Raw genomic sequence first — 21311 nt, 5'->3', positions numbered from 1 at the left:
TCCTTCTGGCTTTAAGCTACTAATATAATATTTATTTTAAAATTCAAAATCTTCTTGATGAAAAGATGGCAGTTCCGTTATAAATGTAAAATTCGACTGCTCAAAATCAATCCTACAATAATAATGCTCAATTCCATTACTGACTAAAAGTAGAGGAATTTTGTAAATGCTATTGTAATTTGCGATTTGATGAAATACTTTTTCGGTAATTTTGACAGATGGTGCTTTGAATTCTGCCAAAAGTACTTTGGAGCCCTTACGATCATAAATCACCAAATCAGACCTTTTTTGAAGAGCATTCAGTGAAAGTCCGCCTTCGATTTTCATTAGTGACATGGGATAGCGATAGTGCAGGTTCAGGTGACTTACCCAGTGTTGTCGTACCCACTCCTCCGGTGTCAACAAAAGATGCTTTTTTCGCAGCTCGTCGAAAATATAATACTGATCTTGTTTTTTGCTGATTTTGGCCGGAAAAGGCGGTAAGTTCAATGGAACCGGTCTAAACATTTACAAATTTACGAAAATTTACAGCCCTTTACAAGTCATAAAAGTCTACACATTTTCGTACTTTCGTACAGCATGAATACCCAATCCATATTATCAGAAATAAAGAAAAAAAAATTAGCACCTGTCTATCTTTTACATGGGGAAGAACCATACTTTATTGATTTGATTGCTGATGCTATCGAGCATACCGTATTGGATGATGCTCAAAAAGGTTTCGACCAAACGGTGGTATATGGAAAGGATACAGACTTCTCTAATGTTGTCAGTATGGCAAAGCGGTATCCAATGATGAGTGATTATCAAGTAATCGTAGTCAAAGAAGCGCAGAACTTGAAGTGGAAAGATGATGAACTCCTCCAAAAATATCTAGAACAGCCTACTCCAACAACAGTTTTAGTATTTGCACATAAGTACAGCAAATTTGATAAGCGGAAAAAGGCTTATAAACTTATGGAAAAAGCAGGGATTGTTTTGGAATCCAATAAACTTTATGAAGATAAGGTTGCAGCATGGATTGTAGAACAACTCAATGCTTCTGGCAGAAAGGTACATCCTCAGGCATCCGCATTAATGGCTGAGTATCTAGGAACTGACCTCTCTAAAATCGCCAATGAAATAGAAAAACTCCAATTAAACATTCCTGTTGATAAAGAAATTACAACAACAGACATTGAACAAAATATTGGTATCAGCAAAGATTTTAACGTATTTGAACTCAATACTGCGTTGTCAAAAAGAAATGCCTTAAAAGCATTTCAGATCGTAGATTATTTTGCAGCAAATCCAAAAAGTAATCCAATGCCGGTCGTAATAGGTTCTCTCGGTACCTATTTCACGAAAATTTTAAAATATCATTACCTTCCTGACAAATCACAAACAGCTGCCGCCAAACAGCTTGGAGTTCACCCCTTCTTTGTCAAGGAATATGAATACGCGGCAAGAAACTTCAATCGCAGAAAAACTTTTGAGATCATTCATGTCATTAAAGAGTTTGACCTAAATCCAAAGGTATGAATGTGGGTCATCTCACTGAAAGTGGTGATTTATTAACCGAATTAATCTATAAAATATTAAACTAATACAATGAAGAATTTTTTGGTGGCTGTAGTCCTATTGATATGCATCAAATTAGGATATGGCCAAAGTAATTACTATTCAATAATCCAAGCTGGCGGAAATATAGGTTTAAACAATCCAGGATATGACGGTAAGTTCAATGGTTATTCCCTGCATTTTATATTTGGTAAAAATTTAAATGAGAAAGCTTATGTGGGAATTGGTTTAGGTAATGAAACCTTGAGAGGTTCTTATACTCAAACAAATAGTCCAAATGATGACAACAAAACAGCCAAGTATGACAGAAATCTATTCCCTTTATTTTTAGATGCCAGGTTACCTCTTGCCTATATTGGTGAAGTATCTAGAATTGGGGTTTTTGCTAATGCAGGGTATGCTGCAAAAATTGGACCTGTTTACGACAAAGGTGCAATTGGAAAATTAGGCGTCTTTTATCTTTACGATTCCTTTAATAAAACAAAATTTACATTTTCAGCATCCTATGTTTACCAACAACTAAAAGGTAATTTGTATGGCTCAGATTTTAAACATCAGCATCTTAATCTGTCAGTAGGAATTATGCTGAAATAAGATTTGTCTTCAAAATTTTAATCTTAAATATTTTATCTAAAATATTTATTCGATTAATTAGTTCCACTTAAAGTTTATTATTTGTTATTTTAGATACTTTAAAGCTATTTAAAGCGATAAATTATCCTGAAAGGTATAAATGAATCATAATATTTCAAAAACGGATTCTGAATTATTGGTAATGCTCAAGAATAATAATCCTAAGGCATTTACTGAGATTTATAATCGTTATTGGGATAAATTGTATGTCGTGGCTGCAAATAAATTGGGAGATCTTTTCCAAGCTCAGGAAATTGTTCAGGAAATATTCCTAGATCTTTGGCGTAGAAGAGAAAAATTAGCTGTTACAGAAAATTTAAATGGCTACCTCGCAACAGCCCTAAAGTATAAAGTTATTAATCTCAGACAAAAAAGGACTGTTGAACAAAAGTATGTAGAGCATGCAAAAAAATCAGAGGATCAAGCTTATTCCATGGAAAATTACCTCCAGTTTGATGAACTAAAAGCTAAGTTGGAAAGATTAGTCGCCAAGCTTCCAGAAAAATGTCAAATGGTTTATAAATTAAGCAGGGAGGAAGGGTTATCTCAAAAGGAAATAGCACAGAAACTAGAAATAACAGAAAAAACAGTGGAAGCCCATTTAACTCGAGCATTAAAAACGTTGAAATCCGGATTGAGATACCTGTCGTTCTTTTTTTGGTAGGAATTTAATTCCATAGATCCTTCTCTATAATTAATTCAACATAACAATATCCTTAATATTTCCCTCTAAAATTTAATTTCACCCTTTGTAAATCAATACAATATTAAATAATTTTTATAAAAAGTATTTTTATTTAAGCTATTCATAACCAGTTACTTGTCGTGATAATTTACTCTTTAGGGAGTCTCAATATTAAATTTTTATTAATTTTTTTCAAAATCGATATAGGGATATGGTCGAGTTAACTGATTATATATATAGTGGCCGATAATATAATCTCTAATAATGACAGAACAACGTTTATCTGAACTGGAAAAGAAATGGTTGGATGGCAGCATCAGTGCTGTTGAAGCCGAAGAATATGCCAATTGGTATAATTCTGGGCAAAATGAGCCATTGAATATTCCTGAATCCATAGCTAGAAGTCGTGAAGAGCACCAGTTAAAAATGCTAGAGAATATTCTAGGGAAATTGGAAAAAGAAAACGAATCTAAAACAGATGAATCTGACCAAACACCAGTCCGCAAAATACGAACAAAATATTTTTATCCCATTGCTGCAAGTTTAATCTTATTCTTAGGAATTGGAGGAATCTGGTTATATAATTACTTGAGTAATGGAGAATCTACAGAAATAGTAAAACAAGATAAGGCACCGGGTCAATCTGGATTAGTGATAACACTAGAAGATGGACGTGAAGTATTGATTGATTCAATTCCAGATGGTGTCATTGCAGTTGAAAATGGAATTTCAATCATCAAAAAAGACGGAGCTATCTATTATGAAGGAACCTCCGATGAATTAGCATATAATACAGCTACCACAAAAAAGGGGCGAAAATTTGAATTGGTCCTGCCTGATAATAGTAAAGTATGGTTAAATGCAGCTTCGCAGCTCAAATATCCTGTTATATTCACGGGTAAAACTCGAGAGGTTGAACTGAGCGGTGAAGCTTACTTTGAAGTCGAGCACAATTCTGAAAAACCGTTTGTTGTCAAAGCCGGAAATCAACGAATCAAAGTTTTGGGAACTCAGTTTAATGTAAATAATTACAGTGATGAAAATCATATTGCTACGACATTAATTGATGGAAGTGTGGAAGTCGCAGCTGGAAATGAAGAAGAGATCATTGAACCCAATCAACAAGCTATCTCATCTAATCTGGCAGCTGGGATACAGGTAACCGAAGTCAATGCCAAAGAATGCATCAGTTGGGTCAGGGGAGAGTTCAACTTTAACAATGCAGATTTGAAGACCATCTTAAACCAAATTTCAAGATGGTATGATATTGATATCCAGATCTTGCCAGGAGTCGATCAAAATCAGATTTTTTACGGAAGCACTAATATGAATCAAAATCTTTCAGAAGTATTGAAAGTGCTTGAATTAAGTGGAATAAATCTAACCTTAGAAGGCAATACCCTCACAGTAAAACCATAGTAATTCGCAGAAGATAACCTTAAAATCACACAAAAGCATAAGCTACTTGTGCCGTAGCTTAGACACCTTATCAATTAATAATAACCAATAGTTAAAATTTATCAAAACAAAAAATTCATAAACCTAAAATGAAAATAGCACTAACTGTTTTAATATGTATGTTGCTTTTTGTGTCTGCAAAGGCACAGAAAGTGACTCTAAAGGAAAAAGATGCTTCTTTGGAGTCAGTGTTGATGAAGATTAAAGACCAAACCAATTATGACGTATTCTACTCGGGGAACTTGATAAACAGAACTAATCCTGTCACTATCAATGTAAAGAAGAAGGAGTTGTTGTTGGTTTTAAACGACATCTTCAGAAAGCAACCTATTTCGTATTCCATTGCAAACCAGACTATTGTTTGGTGCCTAAAACGAGGGATCAAAAAAGTAGAACGACAACCAGAAGGAGTCCAGATTATAATCAGTGATCTGCCTGATCCACTTGTTCCAGGAGTAATCGTAAACCAATTGGGAGAGCCGATGGCTGGGGTAACCATCATCAACCTGAAAGATTCAGTTCATAGAAAGTCTGCATCCGACAAAAACGGAAGATTTACCATTGCAGCAACACGAGGTGATCTGTTGGCATTTAGGTCACAAGGACATAAAGAAAATCTGTTGTTTTTTCGAGGGGAGCAATCATTGAAAGTCCAAATGTTTGAGAAAGTATTGGAAATGGAAGGTATAACAGTAGAATCAAAGGTAAAAGAAAAATTAAATCTCAATACCCAGATAGATTTAACCAACCGCAGTTATATGAACCTGGGTCAAGTCCTTCAAGGAACAGTTCCGGGATTGACATTACAGATTTTACCTTCTAATAGAAAAAAAGTTATCGGTGTAAATATTCCAACTACCCATGGCGGTCTTAAAATGACTTATTATACTGTAGAGCAGTATTTGCAATATGATCCGAGGTTAGGGCAACGCGTTATTGAAGCTCTTGAAAAAGGCCAACGGTTACCTTTGGGTTCTGGAATTGTGCTCCCTGTCTTTAGTACTCAATCAAGTGTCACCTTGGTTCCTGAATTAAGGGGGTCGGCAAGTTTTGGAAATACAGAAGGGATGATGATTGTCATCGATGGCTTCCCGATTGAAGAATTTCCAGCAGATTACCCTATGGCAAATGTTGAATCAGTACAAGTAATCAAGGATCCTAAAGAATTGATAAAATGGGGGCCAAGAGCGATGGCAGGTATAATCTTGATCAAAACAAAAGATGGCAAATTCAATAAACTTCGGATAAGTTATAGTACAAACATGTACTACAGCCGAAACCTAAGTATAATGTCAATGATCTAGGATTAGCAACTTCTGCAGATCTTGTAGACTTGTATCAGGAAATATCAAATACAGAATTGGCAACCGGAGACCCATTTGCTGAAAGTACCGATATATCCATATTACTGCTGAATCGTTTACACAGTCAGATTATTACTAGAGATCAATTTAATAAATCAATGGATTCATTGGCTGTGCTTTCCAATGAAAACCAAATCAATCTTTTGCAGCAAAACTCATTCTCTATGAACCATCTATTGAATTTGTCTGGAGGATCAACACATTACAGGTTTGCTTTAACAGGAAATTATTCGAAAAATCAAAGCAACGGGCTCCAAAACAATGCTGATTCATATGGCTTAGACCTTAAAAACAATTTCAGCTTATTCAATAATAAGCTGAAAATCCAATGGCAAATAAATGGTACGCACAACAGATCTCAAGATGGATCTGGGGAACTGTCAGTTTACAATATGCCAAGACCATATCAAATGTTATTGGATCAAAATGGAGGTTATGTTTATGATTATTCTTCCATAACAGCGGAGAGAAATGCATTGATTGAGAAAGCGGGGTATTTAAATAATGGCGTCAATCTATTAGAAGATTTCCGGTCAAACGGTAGTTTTTCGACAGGAACACAAATTCAAACTCGATTTGACAGTGATTGGGAATTGCTAAAGGGATTAAGATGGGCAAACTCGGTGTTTTTTAGGAGGTTACAGACCAATACAACAGGAACTATTGCGGGAAATTCTTCCGCAGCAAGGCAATTGATAAATAATATGGGGGTGCCAAAAGCAAATGGAGTGGATTTTTACTTGCCTCTAGGAGATATGGTCAATAAAGATTCCAGATTAAACCAACAACTTAACGTTAGAACTGGTTTAAGCCTTACCAAACAAATTGATGACCATACCATCTCAATGAATGTAGGTGCCGGAGGTTCAAGTGATATATTTCAACTTCCGTCAACCCGTAAAATGTATGGATATAACCATAAAACTGGTTATGGTCTTCCGATTTTTGTTCCTGCTAATCCAGACCAAGGTATATATAGTTATAGATCATTGTACCAAACAACAAGTTCTCCATATTATATGAACAGTCTGTTGACACCAAGTTCGGGCGATAGTACGATGAACCGTAATTTAAATGCCAATGCAGGTATCCATTATGCATGGAAAGATAGTATTTTGACCGTAAATGCTAATGCCAGCGAGATTTATGCCCCGAATTATGGAATGGCAAATTACTCAAAAACTCAAATGTATTCAGGTGAGCTGGGATGGAAAATCCGTACGTCAATATTTCCTGAATGGCTAAATAGTTTAAGAGTTGCTACAGGGATCACCAACAGTAAATTGCCGGACCTTCAAAAGCCAATTAATGGAACTAGAAAAATCCAAGAGGATTGGAATAATTATGCGATTTGGATTTCAAATTATTTACCTATTCAGCAGGCTGGCCAATCATCTAGGAATATTTATCAAAAAGTGTCCCTGAAATTATTTTCAAATCAATTAACTCTTACTGGAACATATAATACCCAAACCATGTCAGGTATATCCAGAGCAGGATCGTTAAATGATTCAACTGCTTTTGGGAATAAATATACCGTAAGATATTTTGGTGTTGCTGCCGACGGTATTTTTAGAGATGGTGCTCTGATGTTTACATTGAATTATGACCGTTCGCCAGAAGGTAGCAAACAGTTCAATGGAAACTTAGCTTATGATATCAAAAATGAGTCCTATTTCACTTCTGAGAAAATCAGCAGCTTTCTGATCGGAGCTTCCTATCAAACCACCAGTGCTTTTCAAGGTTTGAGCTTGATGATGGGAACCAATAGTATGCAAGGAGGAGGATTTAGCATGGCAACCAACAATAACTTTGGATTATTGCCACCTAACAATAGAACCATCGAAGCATTTATTCAGATGGGTTTTCAACAATGATAAAACCAGAATAGACTTAAGGTATTACAATCGCTCGGATATGGGGCTTTCCAATAATGTTCCTCTAGATGCCGATCCATCCACTGGGTTAGGAAACCTAATTACCTACAGTAACATTCAAAATCGTGGATTTGAATTTTATGTAAAATCCGAACTCGTTTCTAAGGAAAAGTTTAGATATACACTGGGAATTAATGGTGCATATAATCAGAATATGGCAGTTGAAGTTCCTGATGTACCGTATACTGCTGATGAAAAATTCTTAAGAGGTTACCGCAATGGATATAGTACCAATTCAGTTTGGGCGTATAAATGGGCTGGGTTGGATAATCAAGGTAACCCTCAGATTTATGATTTGAGTGGTAAACCAACAGCAACACCTGATAGTGCAACATTATCAAAAGCATTGATATATATGGGACAAACCCGTGCTCCTTGGACTGCAGGTGTTATCCAAGAAGTATCAGTTGGTAACTTCTTTGGAAGGGCAACTGTTTTGGTGAACTTGGGTGGTGTGATGAAAAAATATATTCCTACCCCATCTGTACTTTTTGAAAACAGTGCGCTGATTGCTGATCGTTGGAGAAAACCTGGAGACGAAGCATTCACAGATGTTCCTGCACTTTCGTCCGATAATGATAGATCAATACGAGGATATCTTACCAAAAATTCATCCAATAGTTATTTTTCATCGGACTTTGCCAGATTACAAGAAATATTAATCGGATGGAATGCACCAAATAATTTATTTATTGACAAGCGATTACAATCTCTAAACGTCTCCTTCCATATTCAAAATTTAGGTTTTTGGTCGAAAAATAAATATCACTTGGACCCTAATTCTGTAGATGACCAAGGTAGAAGGGGATTGCCATTGCCTGTACAATACGGCCTAACTCTAAATGCAACTTTTTAAAATAACGGATATGAAAACCAACTTAATAAAATATGGACTTTTAATTTTCAGCTGTTTATTATTCAGTTGTAAGAAATTTCTTGATATCAACCCGAGCACCACCATTGTTAATCCTTCGACAATCAAAGACTTTGAAGAAATGTTAAATAGTCAACAATTGGCAGAATGCAATTTCTTCTATGCTGATTTAACCAGCGACAATAGTTTTATTGATGACACCACTAGAATTAATTCATACAAGAATGCATATCTGTGGGAAAAAGACATTTGGCTTCCATCCGACAATGACCAACCTTATAATGATGTTTATGAGAGGATTCTGCAATTAAATATTGTTTTGGATAAACTGCCAACTATCAAATTAAATAACAGTGAGGATGAAGGTAGGAGACGAGTGATTTTAGCACAGGCAAAAATTCACAGAGCATGGTTTTACTTTCAGTTGGCCAATTTTTATGGTACGGATTATACTTCAGGTACATCTGCTTCTAGTCTGGCAGTACCTCTAATACTTGTTCCTGGCCAAGTGGAACGCCCTAAAAGAGCCACGGTCAAAGAGGTTTATGACCAAATAATCTTAGATCTAAAAGATGCAATAGCAACTAAAGAATTACCTGCTATGGGAGTAGATATCATACATCCTGGGCTTGCTGCTGCTCATGTTTTATTAGCTCGCACTTACTTATATATGGGTGATTATGATAATGCACTCAAAGAAGCGGAGAATGGATTGGCAATAAAGAAAGAACTCTTGAATTATAAAGATGTCAAATCGTATCCTGTAACTCTTCTTGAACAGGCAAAGAATCCTGAGGTAATGCTAGCTAAAGTTGGAATTGATGAAGATTACTATAGATACTTTGGAGGATTTATACGTGGAGATTATGAACTTTTAGAATCTTTTGGCTGGAATGATAAAAGGAAGGAATTAGCTTTTCCAAATTACTCTAACCTGTTCTTAGGAAGAGAAGGAAAAATGACTTTTAACTATAGTATAGGAGTTCCTGAAGCCATGTTTATTAAAGCGGAATGTCTTGCAAGAAAAGGTCAAGTAGATGCTGCACTAGCACAATTAAATGAAATCCGAGCAAACAGATTGTCAGGAACTGATAATCTATCATCTAACGTTAATGACATCCTACCTCTGGTATTTAGTGAAAAGCGTAAAGAATTTATTTTTCACGGTGGAATCAGATTGTTTGATCTGAAGAGAATGAATAGAGACCCAAAATTAGCTAAAACATTAAAAAGAGTACAGAGAGACCAATGGTCAGGTGAGATAGAAAAAGAATTAGCAGAGTTGGTTCCAAATAATCCAAGGTATTTAATGCAGATAGCACCAAGAATTATTCAAAATAATCCTGCTATAATTCCTAATCCAAGATAGTTTAGAAATCATGAAAAAGAAAATAAGTCTAGTATTTCATTTGGCGTTAGCTCTTCTCTTGTTTGGATTAATTTCCTGTAAAAAGGAAAATTTGGGACCTCTTGAAGATATTTCTAAAGATATTTCTCAATTTCCATCCTCGATTACCGGGGAAGCAACGGCTACATTCGTTGGTTTGAAGGTGATTCAAAGCGTTACTAATGCTGCGCCTTACACACAAGTGCAATTAAAAGACGTTACTTCTTCACCCGTAAAAGTAAAGGCCGTAATTGATACAGCTTTATTCCCTTACTACGAAGAATTATACCAAGTTAAGCCTATCAGTTTTCCTAAGGATGCCTTCAAAATCAGAAATGATGGTATCCTTGAAATCGAAGCAGGAAAATCAATATCAACAGATTCACTGTTTGTGGACCTTAATAATGGAAATGGTCTTTTGCCAAATGAAGTTTATGTTATTCCACTTAAATTTTCAGTCGAGTCTGGAAATGGAGAATTAAAAGGAAAATATGCTTTCCTTAAAATGAAGGTTAAAGCAGTTTACATCGTAGGACGCATGGATCAATTTTCAACTGAAAAGAACTTCTCCAAATATTATGACAGGTTTGCAAAATACATCATGGGTGGATTTTTTAATACCAGGATGAATGGAGTTGATGATGCTAGTAAGAATGTGTCTATGTCTGTTAAATTGATGCAATCCATTAATGTTGATGTAACTGCTGAAGCAATAGAGGATAGATCACAAGTGTCTTTGGATTTTTTCAATAAACAAAGAAATGCTAAGTCAAAACTTCTACCAGAAGGATCCTATAAAATTGTAAAGAATAAAGCTACAATAAAAGCAAATCAATGGTCCTCTCAAGATAGCATTAAAGTTGAAATCGATTATGATAAGCTAGAGGCAACCATAGGAAATGAGACCTATGTGCTTATCATGAAAATTGACAACAGTAGTGATAAGGAACTGTTAGCTCCAGATACTGTAGAAATGGCAAATAGAGCTTTTATCGAAATCAATCATAAAATCATTGACACAAAGAACATAATTAGCAATGATGGTCTGACTGGAGAAGACATAGATAGGTCTAAATGGACAGCAACATCAAGCGGCAACTTTGATACAGAAACTACCGCTTCAAAAGTCTTGGATGGTAAAGGCGATACCTATTGGAGATCTCCACGTGTTATGCCGCAGGATATAACCATAAATATGGGTGATTCCAAATTGGTAAAAGGATTCTCATTTACCCCACAGTATAATGATTCATACGACGATTTTAGAGAAGTGAAAGTTTACTCCAGTCAAGATGGACAAACTTGGGAATTCCAAGGTTATTTCTTGGCAGGATCCGTTTATTGGGATTCAAGTGTTGAAAAACCTGATATTAAAACCTTGCGATTTATTAATCCTGTACAGGCAAAATATTTCAAATTTCAGGTTATGGAGGCCTCGAACGGAATTACTGCAATTGCAGAAATCAATGGAAAAGAATAATGCATATCAATATTTAAATACATGAAGAAGGTTATAATAAATTTTGCTGTTACATTTTTTCTCGGATGTTCAATCTGTATGGCTCAACAAGATTTTACGGTGAAAGGGAAGATTACGGGTTGGCCAGGTAAGTATATTAATCTCGAAACAAAAGGTGAAAACCCTTTTAAAGATTCTGTTGAGAATGTAGATGGAAGTTTTGAGTTTAAAGGTAGGACAGAAGAGGTATCCAATGCTTTTCTTGTCAACAAAGAAGGAGAAAATCCTGAGTTTAAATTCTTTTTCTTGGAACCTGGAAATATTCAGATCCAAGGAGATTATAAAAACTTGGCATCGGCAAAAGTAACAGGTTCAAAGTATACAGATCAATATCAACAGATCAAAGATATTCACAATGCAAAGAAAAATAAAGTGGATAGTTTGTATGCTTTGGTTGATGGAGAGAAAGACAAAGAAAAGTCAAAGGGATATTTCAGGGAGATGGAAGAATTGGATAAGTTGGATATTGAATCCACAAAGGAATTTATTAAGTCCCATCCTAAAAAACCCAGCAACAATCTATGAATTGGGTGGATTATCCATGAAGCTAGATTATCCGACTTTAAAAGCATTATTCGATGGTCTTGATGTATCAGTTAGAGAGTCCATCAATGCTGAAGCTTTAAAAACAAGTGTCATCAATTTAGGGAATATTCAGGTTGGAAAAATTGCACCAAATTTTACTCAACCAGATTCTACATCTAAGAACATTCAGTTAACTGATTTTAAAGGCAAATATGTTCTAATGGATTTTTGGGCAAGCTGGTGTATACCTTGTCGAAAAGAACACCCAAACCTTGTGAAGGCGTATGCAAAATACAAAGAAAAAAGGTTTTGAAATATTGGGAGTATCAATTGATACAAAAGATGAGGAATGGCGCTGGAAAAGAGCAATAGAAAACGATGGAGTTACATGGACACAAGTTTCAGACTTAAAAGGGCAGCATAATGAAGCTGCAAAATTATATGTCATTCAGATGGTTCCAAGCAATTTCTTGATTGACCCCTCGGGAAAGATCATTGCTACAAATCTGATGGGAGATAACCTTAACAAAAAATTGGAAGAGCTTCTTGGGAGCAATAATACGTTTTAACAAAAATTACATTCAGGGAAAATTATGAGAAATTTAAAAACAATCGTTCTGCTAAGCTTTGGAATGACTCTAGTTAGTTTAACATGCAATGCGCAGACCGATTACACAGTAAAAGGCAAAATTTCAGGCTGGCCAACAGAAACAGTTTATTTAGTAAGACAAGGCGACTATGAAGGCGTTGATTCCGTAAAGACAAGTGACGGTTCTTTCGAATTTAAAGGAAAAATTGAAGGTCCAACTAAAGCATATCTTATAACCAAAAAAAGAAGTGGAGTAGCCAAATTCCTATATGTCGAACCAGGAACAATTACCATAAATGGAAACTTCAGCTCATTTAAAGAGGTGGATGTGCAGGGATCTCCTAGTTATTCTGACTTTTTAAAGTTACAGGCTGGTCACGAAGATATAGCTTTCAAAACCGCCCAACTTTCGCAACAAGCAGAGGAATCCATGGATTCTGAAGAAATCGACAATATAAACAATTCTATTGATAGCTTGAATAGAGCAAATATTCAGTTTTCACAGCAGTTCATTAAAGACCATCCCAATAGTGTTGTTAGTCTTGAAGAAATTAAATCCTTATCAACTATTCTAGACAAAGGAATTTTAATGGATTTGTACAACGGACTATCCGAGAAGGTGAAGCAAACTCCGACAGGTGTCATGATAGGGGATGCCTTACAAAATGTGAATAATAACGCTGGTATTGAGGAAAGCTCTAATACAATCGGCAAATAATTAGAAAAGAAACATGATTAAGTTAAGAAATTTAATATCAGGGGCACTATTGTGCATGAGTTCATTCCCAGCTATGTCCCAAACAGCATATACTGTAAAAGGAACCATTACCGACTGGCCACAAGAATATATCCATTTGATTAGAAGAGGTGATTATCCAGGTGAAGATTCTGTTAAGGTTGAAAATGGAAAGTTTGAGTTTTCTGGTACAATTGAAGGTCCAACAAATGCATTTTTAGTAGCTAAATTACCTGAAGGTCCAGTTACAAAGTTTCTATATGTTGAACCAGGAAATATTGAAGTCAATGGTCATTTTAAGGATATTGAAAATCTAAAAATTAAAGGTTCTCCAACATATGCAGATTATGAGATCGTAAAAACCTTTAACGACGATTTTGGAAAAAAAGTGAAAGATCTTCAGAACAGCGTCGTTGGAAAGACCATGAAAAAAGAAGAGAGTGATGCTGTAGATGCACAGATCGATAGTCTATATCAAACAAAATATGCTTTCTCCAAGAAATTCATTATGGACCATCCAAACAGCGTGGTAAGTATACCTGAGCTGTTCACACTTTTTGGTTCCCAAAATATATCAGTTATACAGGAGCTGTATGATGGACTTTCTGATGCTATCAAAGCAACTCCTGGTGGTGATTTAGTTGCGCATAATTTAATCCAAAACACTAAGATCAAAATAGGCTCTAAAGCACCTGAATTCACACAGAATGATGTGGAAGGAAAACCTGTTAACCTATCAGATTTCAAAGGGAAGTATGTCCTTATTGATTTTTGGGCAAGCTGGTGTGCACCTTGTCGCGCAGAAAATCCTAATCTAGTCAATGCATATCAACAATTTAAGGATAAGGGATTTGATATTTTGGGAGTTTCTTTAGACAGTGAAAAAGGAGCCCAAATGTGGAAGAATGCCATTAAAATTGATAAACTCCCATGGACTCAAGTGTCAGACTTAAAAGGTTCCGAGAATGAAGCAGCTTTGTTGTACGGAGTATTGAATATTCCTTCCAACTTTTTGCTGGACAAGGAAGGAAATGTAATCGCAAAAGACTTGAAAGGTGCTGCTCTTCTCAATAAATTAAATGAATTATTAAAATAACGGCATGTTATTAAAAAAGAAATACGGTGTAAAATTGTTGTTTGTGGCCTTGCTTGTACTCCCTTGGGTGCAAGCAATAGGCCAACAAAAGGGAGAAGAATTATTTAAAGAAAATAGTTTCTACCTCAATGGATTGGAACAAAAAATAATGACTGCTGTTAAACAACAAAAACCAAAAACTATTAGTCAAATTCAGATTGAAACAAAATCCTTGGTTGATGATCAGCCTGCTTCATTGTCTCTACCGACAACGAATAATTCAAAGATTTTAAGTCCTGAAGAAATTTATGCGCAGAATAAGTCTGCGGTATTGATAGTTGGACGTCTGAATCATGCTAATCCTGAACTTGCGCCAATGGCAGATCCAATAGCCACGGCTTTTTTCATAAGTGAAGATGGAATTGCTGTCACAAACAGACATGTATTTGGTGAGATGATACACAGTAAAAAGTCTGTTGATAGTCTTAAGCTTAGTAAGGACAGTAGCCTTTATTATGTTCAAAATTCTGAAGGTGATATATTTACTATAGATAAAATTCTAGCTTATTCAGCCAGCAATGATGTACTGATCTTTAAAGTAAATACTGGAAATAAAAAAGTTTCTTTTATTCCTTTGGGCGATCCTTTGCCAGTTGGTTCAAAAGTGTTTGTCATTGCACATCCTGAACAGAACTATTATTTTTTGTCTGAAGGAATTGTCGCCAAGAACTCTAAATTGGTAAATCCTGCAAATCCGAAACAAAGGCAATGGCGAATGACCATTACTGCTGATTATGCTGTAGGATCCAGTGGAGGGCCAATTATGAATTCCTCAGGTAATCTCGTTGGAATAGTTTCTTCAACTAGTAATATCTATGGTTCAAAAACCGAGAAAATACCATTGCAAATGGTACTCAAAAATGCAATTTCCGTAATTGCTATTAAAGAATTATTAAAGCCGTAATGTAAAAGATTAAGATGCTATGAGAAAATTAATATTTATTCTGCTATGGGTTCCAAGTTTGATTTTTGCTCAAGAAAAAGGTATTCGATTTGTCCAAGGATTGAATTGGGAGCAAGTGAAAGAGAAGGCAAAAGAGGAGAATAAGTTTATATTGATCGATTGCTATACAAGTTGGTGTGGACCTTGTAAAGTTATGGAAGCTAAGGTATTTCCAAATGATACCATAGGTCATCTCGCAAATGAAAAATTTATAGCTGTTCAAGTTCAATTTGATGAAGATAAAAATGCGGACCAGGTCAAGAAAGATTGGTTGACTTTAAGCAAGAAATTTGATAAAGATTATAATATCACTGGTTTCCCTTGTATACTCTTTTTCAATCCAAACGGGGAAATCGTCCATAAGGTAATTGGGTATAAAAATGTTTCAGCTTTTAAGAAAATACTTGAAAATGTAACTGATCCCAAATACCAATACTATCCAATCTATGCATCATATCAAAAGGATACTAATAATACAGAAGCTTTATACCAATTAATTCAAATAGCTAGGGAAGCTGACGAAGTTAAAAAAGGATATTTGAGAGAATATCTTAAGAAAACAAACGGAATTTCTTCTGAACGAAATGCAAAATTGATCTTGAACATGACCAATTCTTCTAGAGATAAGACTTTTCCTTTGCTTACCACTGAACAGCAAAAGATAAATCAATTTTTAGGAGAAGGGAAAGCAGAAGAACAATACCGTGGTATTATTTATTTTGAAGAACTTCAGAACACCTTAGGACGCAAAAGTCCATCAGGATATTATATTTTAAGTACTGATCCGGATTGGAAGTCCATTAAGGATAGTTTGATCAAGAAATATCCTGATAGAATTGAAGAAATCATGGATTTTTCAAAGCTGAAGTTCTTCAGTAATGCATTTCAATGGGACAAATTTATCCCAGCATTGGAAGCCTATAGGTCAAAGTATGCTCATTCCATTTCAGATCGGATGAAAATAAAATATGTGAATGATGTTATGGCTTATTCTAAAGATGTTGGAAAACCTTATTTAGAGCCTCTTTTAACTTGGAGCGAAACAGCATTTAAAAATAGCCAAAACCCAACTGATCAAATGAACTATGCTCTATTATTATATCAGACTGGAAAAAATAAAGATGCTGTAGCTATCATGGAAGAGCATATTGAAAAAGTACCAAACTATTCTCAAACTATATATCCAGAATATTTAAAGAAAATGCAAATGGGTGAAACGCTGTAATTTGGTAAACTCCTAATGCACCATTACAGTGAATCAAGAAACCGTTCCAATTTGGAACGGTTTTCTTTTTAAAAACAAAAACTCAACTCATCGTATTATTTCTAGTGATGGAATTTACCGCATAAAAAATTGAATGCTATGGTCCTTATCTTCTGTATGGGCAAACTCGGATGGTGGAACAATTTATTCTTGCCAATTCTAAAGGTATTTCGGTAGCCCTTTTTGTGATGGTACCCACGCCTCAATGAAATTTCAAGATGGAATGAATAAAGAACCTGATCAAAATGGGAAGACCTTTTAATAAAAAAAGGCTAATTCATATAATTTGAATTAGCCTTTTCTCAATATTAGTTTTGCTTAGTGAGCACTTAGATTTTTCTTTTTCTCTTCATCAAAATTAGCTTCCAATTCAGCCAATTTCTTTTTACCATAGGCTAGACGCGTAATAACAACGAATAGAACCGGTACAATAAAGATTGCTAAGAAAGTAGCTGCGGTCATACCTCCAAATACGGTCCAACCAATAGTCTGTCTAGAAACAGCACCAGCACCGGTGGAAAGCATCAAAGGAATAATACCCAATATAAATGCTAACGAAGTCATGATAATCGGACGTAAACGAAGTTTAACAGCATCAATAGTTGCGTCAAGTAAGTTCATGCCGATATCGACCCTTTCCTTGGCAAATTCTACAATTAGAATCGCATTCTTCGCCGCTAGACCAATAATGGTTACCAAACCAATCTGTGCATAGATATTGTTATCCAAGTTTGGCAATAAGGTCAATGCCAAGATTGCACCAAATACACCTAATGGAACCGATAATAAAATGGAGAATGGTACAGACCAGCTTTCATATAGTGAGGCTAGTAACAAGAATACAAAGAGGATACAGAGTGCAAAGATCTGTATCGTTTTACTGCCTGACTGTTTCTCTTGCAATGATAAACCGGAGAACTCGTAAGAATAACCATCAGATAGCGTTTGTGCCGCAACTTCTTCTAAAGCTGCTATAGCGTCACCTGATGAATAACCTGGTGCAGCCTCACCCGATATTTGGATCGAACGGAAGATATTAAAGTGGTTAATGATCGAAGGATTTGTAGCCAATTCATACCTTACCAAATTAGAAACAGGAACTGGTTGACCTTGAACATTCTTTACATAAAGCTTGTTGATATCTTCAATATGCATACGGTAGCTGGTATCCGCCTGAGTTACTACACGGAAATTTCTACCATATTTAGTGAAGTCATTTACATAACTACTACCTAAATACGATGAAATAGTGCTATAAATATTCGATACCGGCACACCCATTCTCTTAGCCATTTCACGATCTACCTGTAATTTGTAGTTTGGCGAATTACTGTTGAATAGGGTATAAGCCATTCCGATTTCTGGACGCTGATTTGCTGCCGCTAAGAAACGACCAACCATACCCTCAAAATCTTTGATTTCGACAGTTTGCCTATCCTGAATCTCCATCGTAAAACCACCTGCAGTACCTAATCCCGGAATTGGAGGAGGTGTTGCTGCAATAACAGTAGCTTTTGAATATCCTCTATATTTGCCCATAATAGCCCCCGTGATTTCGGAAACTGTTCTTTCACGATCACCCCAAGGTTTCAACGAAACAAATAAGGAAGCACCATTCGGTTTGGCAGCACGGTTCAATAAGTTCATACCATTGATCGAAGTCACATATTCTATCTCTGGAAAATCTTTCCGTAAATCTGTTGTTAGTTCCGTCAGAACTTCTTCTGTACGAGCACTAGAAGCACCTTCCGGTAAGTTAACACCCATAAAGAAAATACCTCCATCTTCATTAGGAATAAATCCTGATTTCTTGTTCATAAACATAAAACCAGTACCTACGAAAATACAAACCAATAGAATCAATACTAATGGTGCAGCCTTAATAGCTTTTTTAACTCCTTTTGAATATCTGTAGGTAACCTTATCAAACCAAAGGTTGAATTTATAGAAGAATTGGTTCAATCCTTTGGAATCCTTAGTCGTTGCTGAAGGTTTTAACATGATAGAACACAATGCAGGGGTTAAGGACAAAGCGATAAAGGCAGATAACATTACGGATACAGCAATGGTAATGGCAAATTGTTGATATAATTTACCAACCATACCTGGAATAAATCCTACTGGAACGAATACTGCAGCCAATATCAAGGCAATGGCAATTACAGGTGCAGTTATATCCTTCATGGCCCGCATCGTAGCCTCTTTGGCGTCCATCTTATATTGGTCAATATAATGCTGGACGGCCTCGACCACAACAATCGCATCATCCACCACAATACCAATCGCGAGTACGAATGCTAACATCGTCAAGTTGTTAACCGAGAACCCAAAAATCGTGAAAAATATAAATGTACCAACAATAGAAACTGGGATAGCTAACAATGGAATTAATGTTGCTCTCCAACTTTGTAAGAAGAAGAATACAACGATAGTTACCAAGATCATAGCTTCAATCAACGTATGGATAACTGAACTGATAGATGCATTTACAACAGACACAGTTTCATATCCTACAACATAATCTACACCAGCAGGAAATGATTTCTTCAACTCTTCCAATGAAGCGTAAATACCATCTGCAGTCTGTACAGCATTACCACCTGGAGTTTGTGAAATCATCATACCAGAAGCAACCTGACCGTTAACTTTATTGGTAATACCATAGTTGAATTGACCTAATTCAACTCTTGCGATATCTTTCAATAAAACAATGGAACCATCAGTATTGGTTTTAACTACAATGTTTTCAAATTCATCTACTTCCTCTAAGTCAGAGTCCATGATGATCGGATATTCAAATACCTGAGCGTTTTCTTGCGGACGTGCACCAACAGAACCACCCGGCATACGGGAGTTTTGTTCTGAAATTGCTGCATTTACATCTGCAGGAGACATCCCAATATTTGCCAATTTATTGGCGTCTAACCAAACGCGCATCGCAAATGGCTGACCAAAGGCCTGCACATCACCGACACCAGGGACACGTAATAACGCATCCTTTAAGTACAAGTTGATATAGTTTGCCAAGAAATTCTGATCACGGCTGCCATCGGGTGAAATTAAAGATACCATCATCAAGATGTCGGTATTCATTTTCCTCGTTGTGACACCCAAACGACGAACTGCCTCAGGCAAAACAGGCTCTGCAATACTTACACGGTTTTGAACGTCAAGGGTTGCAATATCAATGTCAGTACCTACTTCAAATGTCACTGTAATTCGTGAACTACCATCGGAAGTACTGTTAGAACTCATATAAATCATCCCTGGAGTACCATTGATCTGACTCTCAATAGGGGTGGTTACGGTTTTCTCAACTGTTTGAGCATCTGCACCGGTATAAATAGCAGAAACAGATACTGTAGGAGGGGCAATATTAGGGTATTGACTAATAGGTAACGTTGTAATGGCAATTACCCCTATGATCGAAATCAATATGGATATTACCATTGCCGTTACCGGTCTTTTTATAAATACTTCAGAGATCATGCTTAAATAGTTTTGGGTGACAGCACTTATTTTGTCGGTTGTTGTGGTTGCGGTTGTTGTTGATTCATTTGAGCCTTGTCTACAACTTTAGCTCCTTGTTTCAAAGATGTAACACCATCCACAACTATTTTATTTCCATTATCCAGACCCTGAGCAATCACTACACGATCGCCTAATTTTTGGCCAAGAGTAACTGGTTTTAAGACTACAGTATTGCTGTCAGTTACGGCATATACATTAAATGTTCCTAATTGCTCGAATATAGCTCTGTAAGGAATCACGATTTGTTCTGATGCAGAAGTACTCAATACATTTAAATTCAAGTTCATCCCTGCTCTCAACGTGTTGTTTGGGTTGTCAAATGTAGCACGAACTTTTAAAGTACCAGTCTGAGGATCTACTGCACGATCGATAGTCGAAATCCTACCATTGGAGCCATAAGTACTCGCATCTGGTAATGTTAGATTAATCTGTGTGCTAGATTTTCCCGATTGGAGATTACTGAATTCCATAATTTCTTTTTCATTGATTTGGAATTCAACAGCAATAGGATTAGTAGAACTAATGGTATTTAACAATGTTGTTCCCGCAGAAACCAAAGCTCCAGTACGAACCTGTGAGATACCAATATTACCTGAAAAAGGAGCAACGATACTTGATCGTTGTAAGTTTACTCTTGCAGTAGTTAATGCAGCCTCAGCAGCTTGAACTTGTGCTTTCTGATTGTTGACATCAGTCATTGCATAATCCAAGGTCTGTTTCGCAATCGCATCTTTTTCTGCAAGGGTTTGATAACGTTGTAAATCTTTCTCAACTCGTGCAAGGTTTGCTCTTGCAATTTCTAGATTAGCTTTGGCTTGATCGACTGCTGCTGCATAACGAACACGATCAATTTCATATAATCTTTGACCTTTCGATACAAATGCACCATCTGCTACACTGATATTAGTGAGATATCCTGAAACTTCAGCCCTGATTTCCGTTTCCTGCAATGGTACTACATTCGCAGGGTAAGAACGCTCACCTGTAACAACCTCAGTTTGTACCACGGCCATGGAAACTGGCATAGCCTGTGCTTGCATTTGTGCTGCTTGTTGTTGCTTTGCGCCATCTTTATTGCCACAAGCCGTTAGGAAAAGACCTGAGCCTAAAAGTATTGTTGAAAATATGCGATTCGAATTCATGTTGTTGTAATTACTTGTGTATAGTTGTT

The 21311-nt window shown here is 36.1% G+C and carries 19 protein-coding genes; 16 read left to right on the top strand and 3 right to left on the bottom strand.

Features of this window, described 5'->3' with window-relative positions; genetic code table 11:
• Nucleotides 1-36: 36 nt before the first annotated feature.
• Complete coding sequence (locus tag FGL31_RS14715; RefSeq protein ID WP_099370195.1) at nt 37-507, bottom strand: type I restriction enzyme HsdR N-terminal domain-containing protein; 471 nt, start codon at nt 505-507, stop codon at nt 37-39.
• 72 nt (nt 508-579) lie between these two features.
• Here FGL31_RS14715 and holA point away from each other — a divergent pair, with 72 nt between their 5' ends.
• The 16 genes from holA (at nt 580) to FGL31_RS14635 (ending at nt 16570) form a co-directional block, all read left to right on the top strand.
• Nucleotides 580-1521 carry a DNA polymerase III subunit delta gene (holA, locus tag FGL31_RS14710; protein WP_317131026.1) on the top strand — a complete coding sequence of 314 codons (942 nt, stop codon included), beginning with the start codon at nt 580-582 and terminating at the stop codon, nt 1519-1521.
• Nucleotides 1522-1590: 69 nt separating this feature from the next.
• The gene (locus FGL31_RS14705) at nt 1591-2154 is read left to right on the top strand and encodes a hypothetical protein (protein WP_138092523.1); all 564 of its coding nucleotides are present in this window, start codon (nt 1591-1593) and stop codon (nt 2152-2154) included.
• A gap of 139 nt (nt 2155-2293) precedes the next feature.
• Nucleotides 2294-2857: an RNA polymerase sigma-70 factor gene (locus tag FGL31_RS14700; RefSeq protein WP_138092521.1), complete on the top strand. Its 564-nt coding sequence runs from the start codon at nt 2294-2296 to the stop codon at nt 2855-2857.
• Between the two features lie 285 nt (nt 2858-3142).
• Complete coding sequence (locus FGL31_RS14695) at nt 3143-4297, top strand: FecR family protein (protein ID WP_138092519.1); 1155 nt, start codon at nt 3143-3145, stop codon at nt 4295-4297.
• 128 nt (nt 4298-4425) lie between these two features.
• Complete coding sequence (locus tag FGL31_RS14690) at nt 4426-5640, top strand: SusC/RagA family TonB-linked outer membrane protein (RefSeq protein ID WP_138092517.1); 1215 nt, start codon at nt 4426-4428, stop codon at nt 5638-5640.
• Nucleotides 5641-5669: 29 nt separating this feature from the next.
• Nucleotides 5670-7577, top strand: coding sequence for a hypothetical protein (locus FGL31_RS14685; protein ID WP_138092515.1), 1908 nt, complete (start codon nt 5670-5672; stop codon nt 7575-7577).
• A gap of 40 nt (nt 7578-7617) precedes the next feature.
• Nucleotides 7618-8493, top strand: a complete 876-nt coding sequence (locus FGL31_RS14680) for a SusC/RagA family TonB-linked outer membrane protein (RefSeq protein WP_138092513.1) — start codon at nt 7618-7620, stop codon at nt 8491-8493.
• A 10-nt stretch (nt 8494-8503) separates the two neighbouring features.
• Nucleotides 8504-9880 (top strand): RagB/SusD family nutrient uptake outer membrane protein, encoded by a 1377-nt coding sequence (locus FGL31_RS14675; RefSeq protein WP_171017688.1) that lies wholly within the window; start codon nt 8504-8506, stop codon nt 9878-9880.
• 10 nt (nt 9881-9890) lie between these two features.
• Nucleotides 9891-11378 carry a discoidin domain-containing protein gene (locus FGL31_RS14670; protein WP_138092509.1) on the top strand — a complete coding sequence of 496 codons (1488 nt, stop codon included), beginning with the start codon at nt 9891-9893 and terminating at the stop codon, nt 11376-11378.
• A gap of 21 nt (nt 11379-11399) precedes the next feature.
• Nucleotides 11400-11942: a DUF4369 domain-containing protein gene (locus FGL31_RS14665; RefSeq protein WP_138092507.1), complete on the top strand. Its 543-nt coding sequence runs from the start codon at nt 11400-11402 to the stop codon at nt 11940-11942.
• 16 nt (nt 11943-11958) lie between these two features.
• The gene (locus FGL31_RS22745) at nt 11959-12255 is read left to right on the top strand and encodes a TlpA family protein disulfide reductase (protein WP_171017687.1); all 297 of its coding nucleotides are present in this window, start codon (nt 11959-11961) and stop codon (nt 12253-12255) included.
• Nucleotides 12227-12511, top strand: a complete 285-nt coding sequence (locus FGL31_RS14655; protein WP_138092503.1) for a peroxiredoxin family protein — start codon at nt 12227-12229, stop codon at nt 12509-12511. The genes FGL31_RS22745 and FGL31_RS14655 overlap by 29 nt, the downstream gene beginning before the upstream one ends.
• A gap of 24 nt (nt 12512-12535) precedes the next feature.
• The gene (locus tag FGL31_RS14650) at nt 12536-13249 is read left to right on the top strand and encodes a DUF4369 domain-containing protein (RefSeq protein WP_138092501.1); all 714 of its coding nucleotides are present in this window, start codon (nt 12536-12538) and stop codon (nt 13247-13249) included.
• Between the two features lie 13 nt (nt 13250-13262).
• Nucleotides 13263-14363: a TlpA disulfide reductase family protein gene (locus FGL31_RS14645; RefSeq protein ID WP_138092499.1), complete on the top strand. Its 1101-nt coding sequence runs from the start codon at nt 13263-13265 to the stop codon at nt 14361-14363.
• Nucleotides 14364-14367: 4 nt separating this feature from the next.
• Nucleotides 14368-15306, top strand: coding sequence for a S1 family peptidase (locus FGL31_RS14640; protein ID WP_138092497.1), 939 nt, complete (start codon nt 14368-14370; stop codon nt 15304-15306).
• A 19-nt stretch (nt 15307-15325) separates the two neighbouring features.
• Nucleotides 15326-16570, top strand: coding sequence for a thioredoxin family protein (locus tag FGL31_RS14635; protein WP_138092495.1), 1245 nt, complete (start codon nt 15326-15328; stop codon nt 16568-16570).
• A 357-nt stretch (nt 16571-16927) separates the two neighbouring features.
• On the opposite strand, the gene FGL31_RS14630 is transcribed toward FGL31_RS14635, so the two are convergent.
• Nucleotides 16928-20098: an efflux RND transporter permease subunit gene (locus tag FGL31_RS14630; RefSeq protein ID WP_138092493.1), complete on the bottom strand. Its 3171-nt coding sequence runs from the start codon at nt 20096-20098 to the stop codon at nt 16928-16930.
• 26 nt (nt 20099-20124) lie between these two features.
• On the bottom strand, nt 20125-21282 hold the full coding sequence (locus tag FGL31_RS14625; RefSeq protein ID WP_138092491.1) for an efflux RND transporter periplasmic adaptor subunit: 1158 nt from the start codon (nt 21280-21282) through the stop codon (nt 20125-20127).
• Nucleotides 21283-21311: the final 29 nt, after the last annotated feature.

The organism is Sphingobacterium daejeonense (genome assembly GCF_901472535.1).
GTDB classification, from domain to species: domain Bacteria; phylum Bacteroidota; class Bacteroidia; order Sphingobacteriales; family Sphingobacteriaceae; genus Sphingobacterium; species Sphingobacterium daejeonense.
The sequence above is the reverse complement of the archived record's forward strand: the minus strand, read 5'-3'. Positions and strand labels throughout refer to the sequence as shown.

Coding starts and splice junctions, on each gene's coding strand:
- FGL31_RS14715 (WP_099370195.1), bottom strand. CDS start 507: ATGTTTAGACCGGTTCCATTGAACTTACCGCCTTTTCCGGCCAAAATC.
- holA (WP_317131026.1), top strand. CDS start 580: ATGAATACCCAATCCATATTATCAGAAATAAAGAAAAAAAAATTAGCA.
- FGL31_RS14705 (WP_138092523.1), top strand. CDS start 1,591: ATGAAGAATTTTTTGGTGGCTGTAGTCCTATTGATATGCATCAAATTA.
- FGL31_RS14700 (WP_138092521.1), top strand. CDS start 2,294: ATGAATCATAATATTTCAAAAACGGATTCTGAATTATTGGTAATGCTC.
- FGL31_RS14695 (WP_138092519.1), top strand. CDS start 3,143: ATGACAGAACAACGTTTATCTGAACTGGAAAAGAAATGGTTGGATGGC.
- FGL31_RS14690 (WP_138092517.1), top strand. CDS start 4,426: ATGAAAATAGCACTAACTGTTTTAATATGTATGTTGCTTTTTGTGTCT.
- FGL31_RS14680 (WP_138092513.1), top strand. CDS start 7,618: ATGGGGCTTTCCAATAATGTTCCTCTAGATGCCGATCCATCCACTGGG.
- FGL31_RS14675 (WP_171017688.1), top strand. CDS start 8,504: ATGAAAACCAACTTAATAAAATATGGACTTTTAATTTTCAGCTGTTTA.
- FGL31_RS14670 (WP_138092509.1), top strand. CDS start 9,891: ATGAAAAAGAAAATAAGTCTAGTATTTCATTTGGCGTTAGCTCTTCTC.
- FGL31_RS14665 (WP_138092507.1), top strand. CDS start 11,400: ATGAAGAAGGTTATAATAAATTTTGCTGTTACATTTTTTCTCGGATGT.
- FGL31_RS22745 (WP_171017687.1), top strand. CDS start 11,959: ATGAAGCTAGATTATCCGACTTTAAAAGCATTATTCGATGGTCTTGAT.
- FGL31_RS14655 (WP_138092503.1), top strand. CDS start 12,227: ATGCAAAATACAAAGAAAAAAGGTTTTGAAATATTGGGAGTATCAATT.
- FGL31_RS14650 (WP_138092501.1), top strand. CDS start 12,536: ATGAGAAATTTAAAAACAATCGTTCTGCTAAGCTTTGGAATGACTCTA.
- FGL31_RS14645 (WP_138092499.1), top strand. CDS start 13,263: ATGATTAAGTTAAGAAATTTAATATCAGGGGCACTATTGTGCATGAGT.
- FGL31_RS14640 (WP_138092497.1), top strand. CDS start 14,368: ATGTTATTAAAAAAGAAATACGGTGTAAAATTGTTGTTTGTGGCCTTG.
- FGL31_RS14635 (WP_138092495.1), top strand. CDS start 15,326: ATGAGAAAATTAATATTTATTCTGCTATGGGTTCCAAGTTTGATTTTT.
- FGL31_RS14630 (WP_138092493.1), bottom strand. CDS start 20,098: ATGATCTCTGAAGTATTTATAAAAAGACCGGTAACGGCAATGGTAATA.
- FGL31_RS14625 (WP_138092491.1), bottom strand. CDS start 21,282: ATGAATTCGAATCGCATATTTTCAACAATACTTTTAGGCTCAGGTCTT.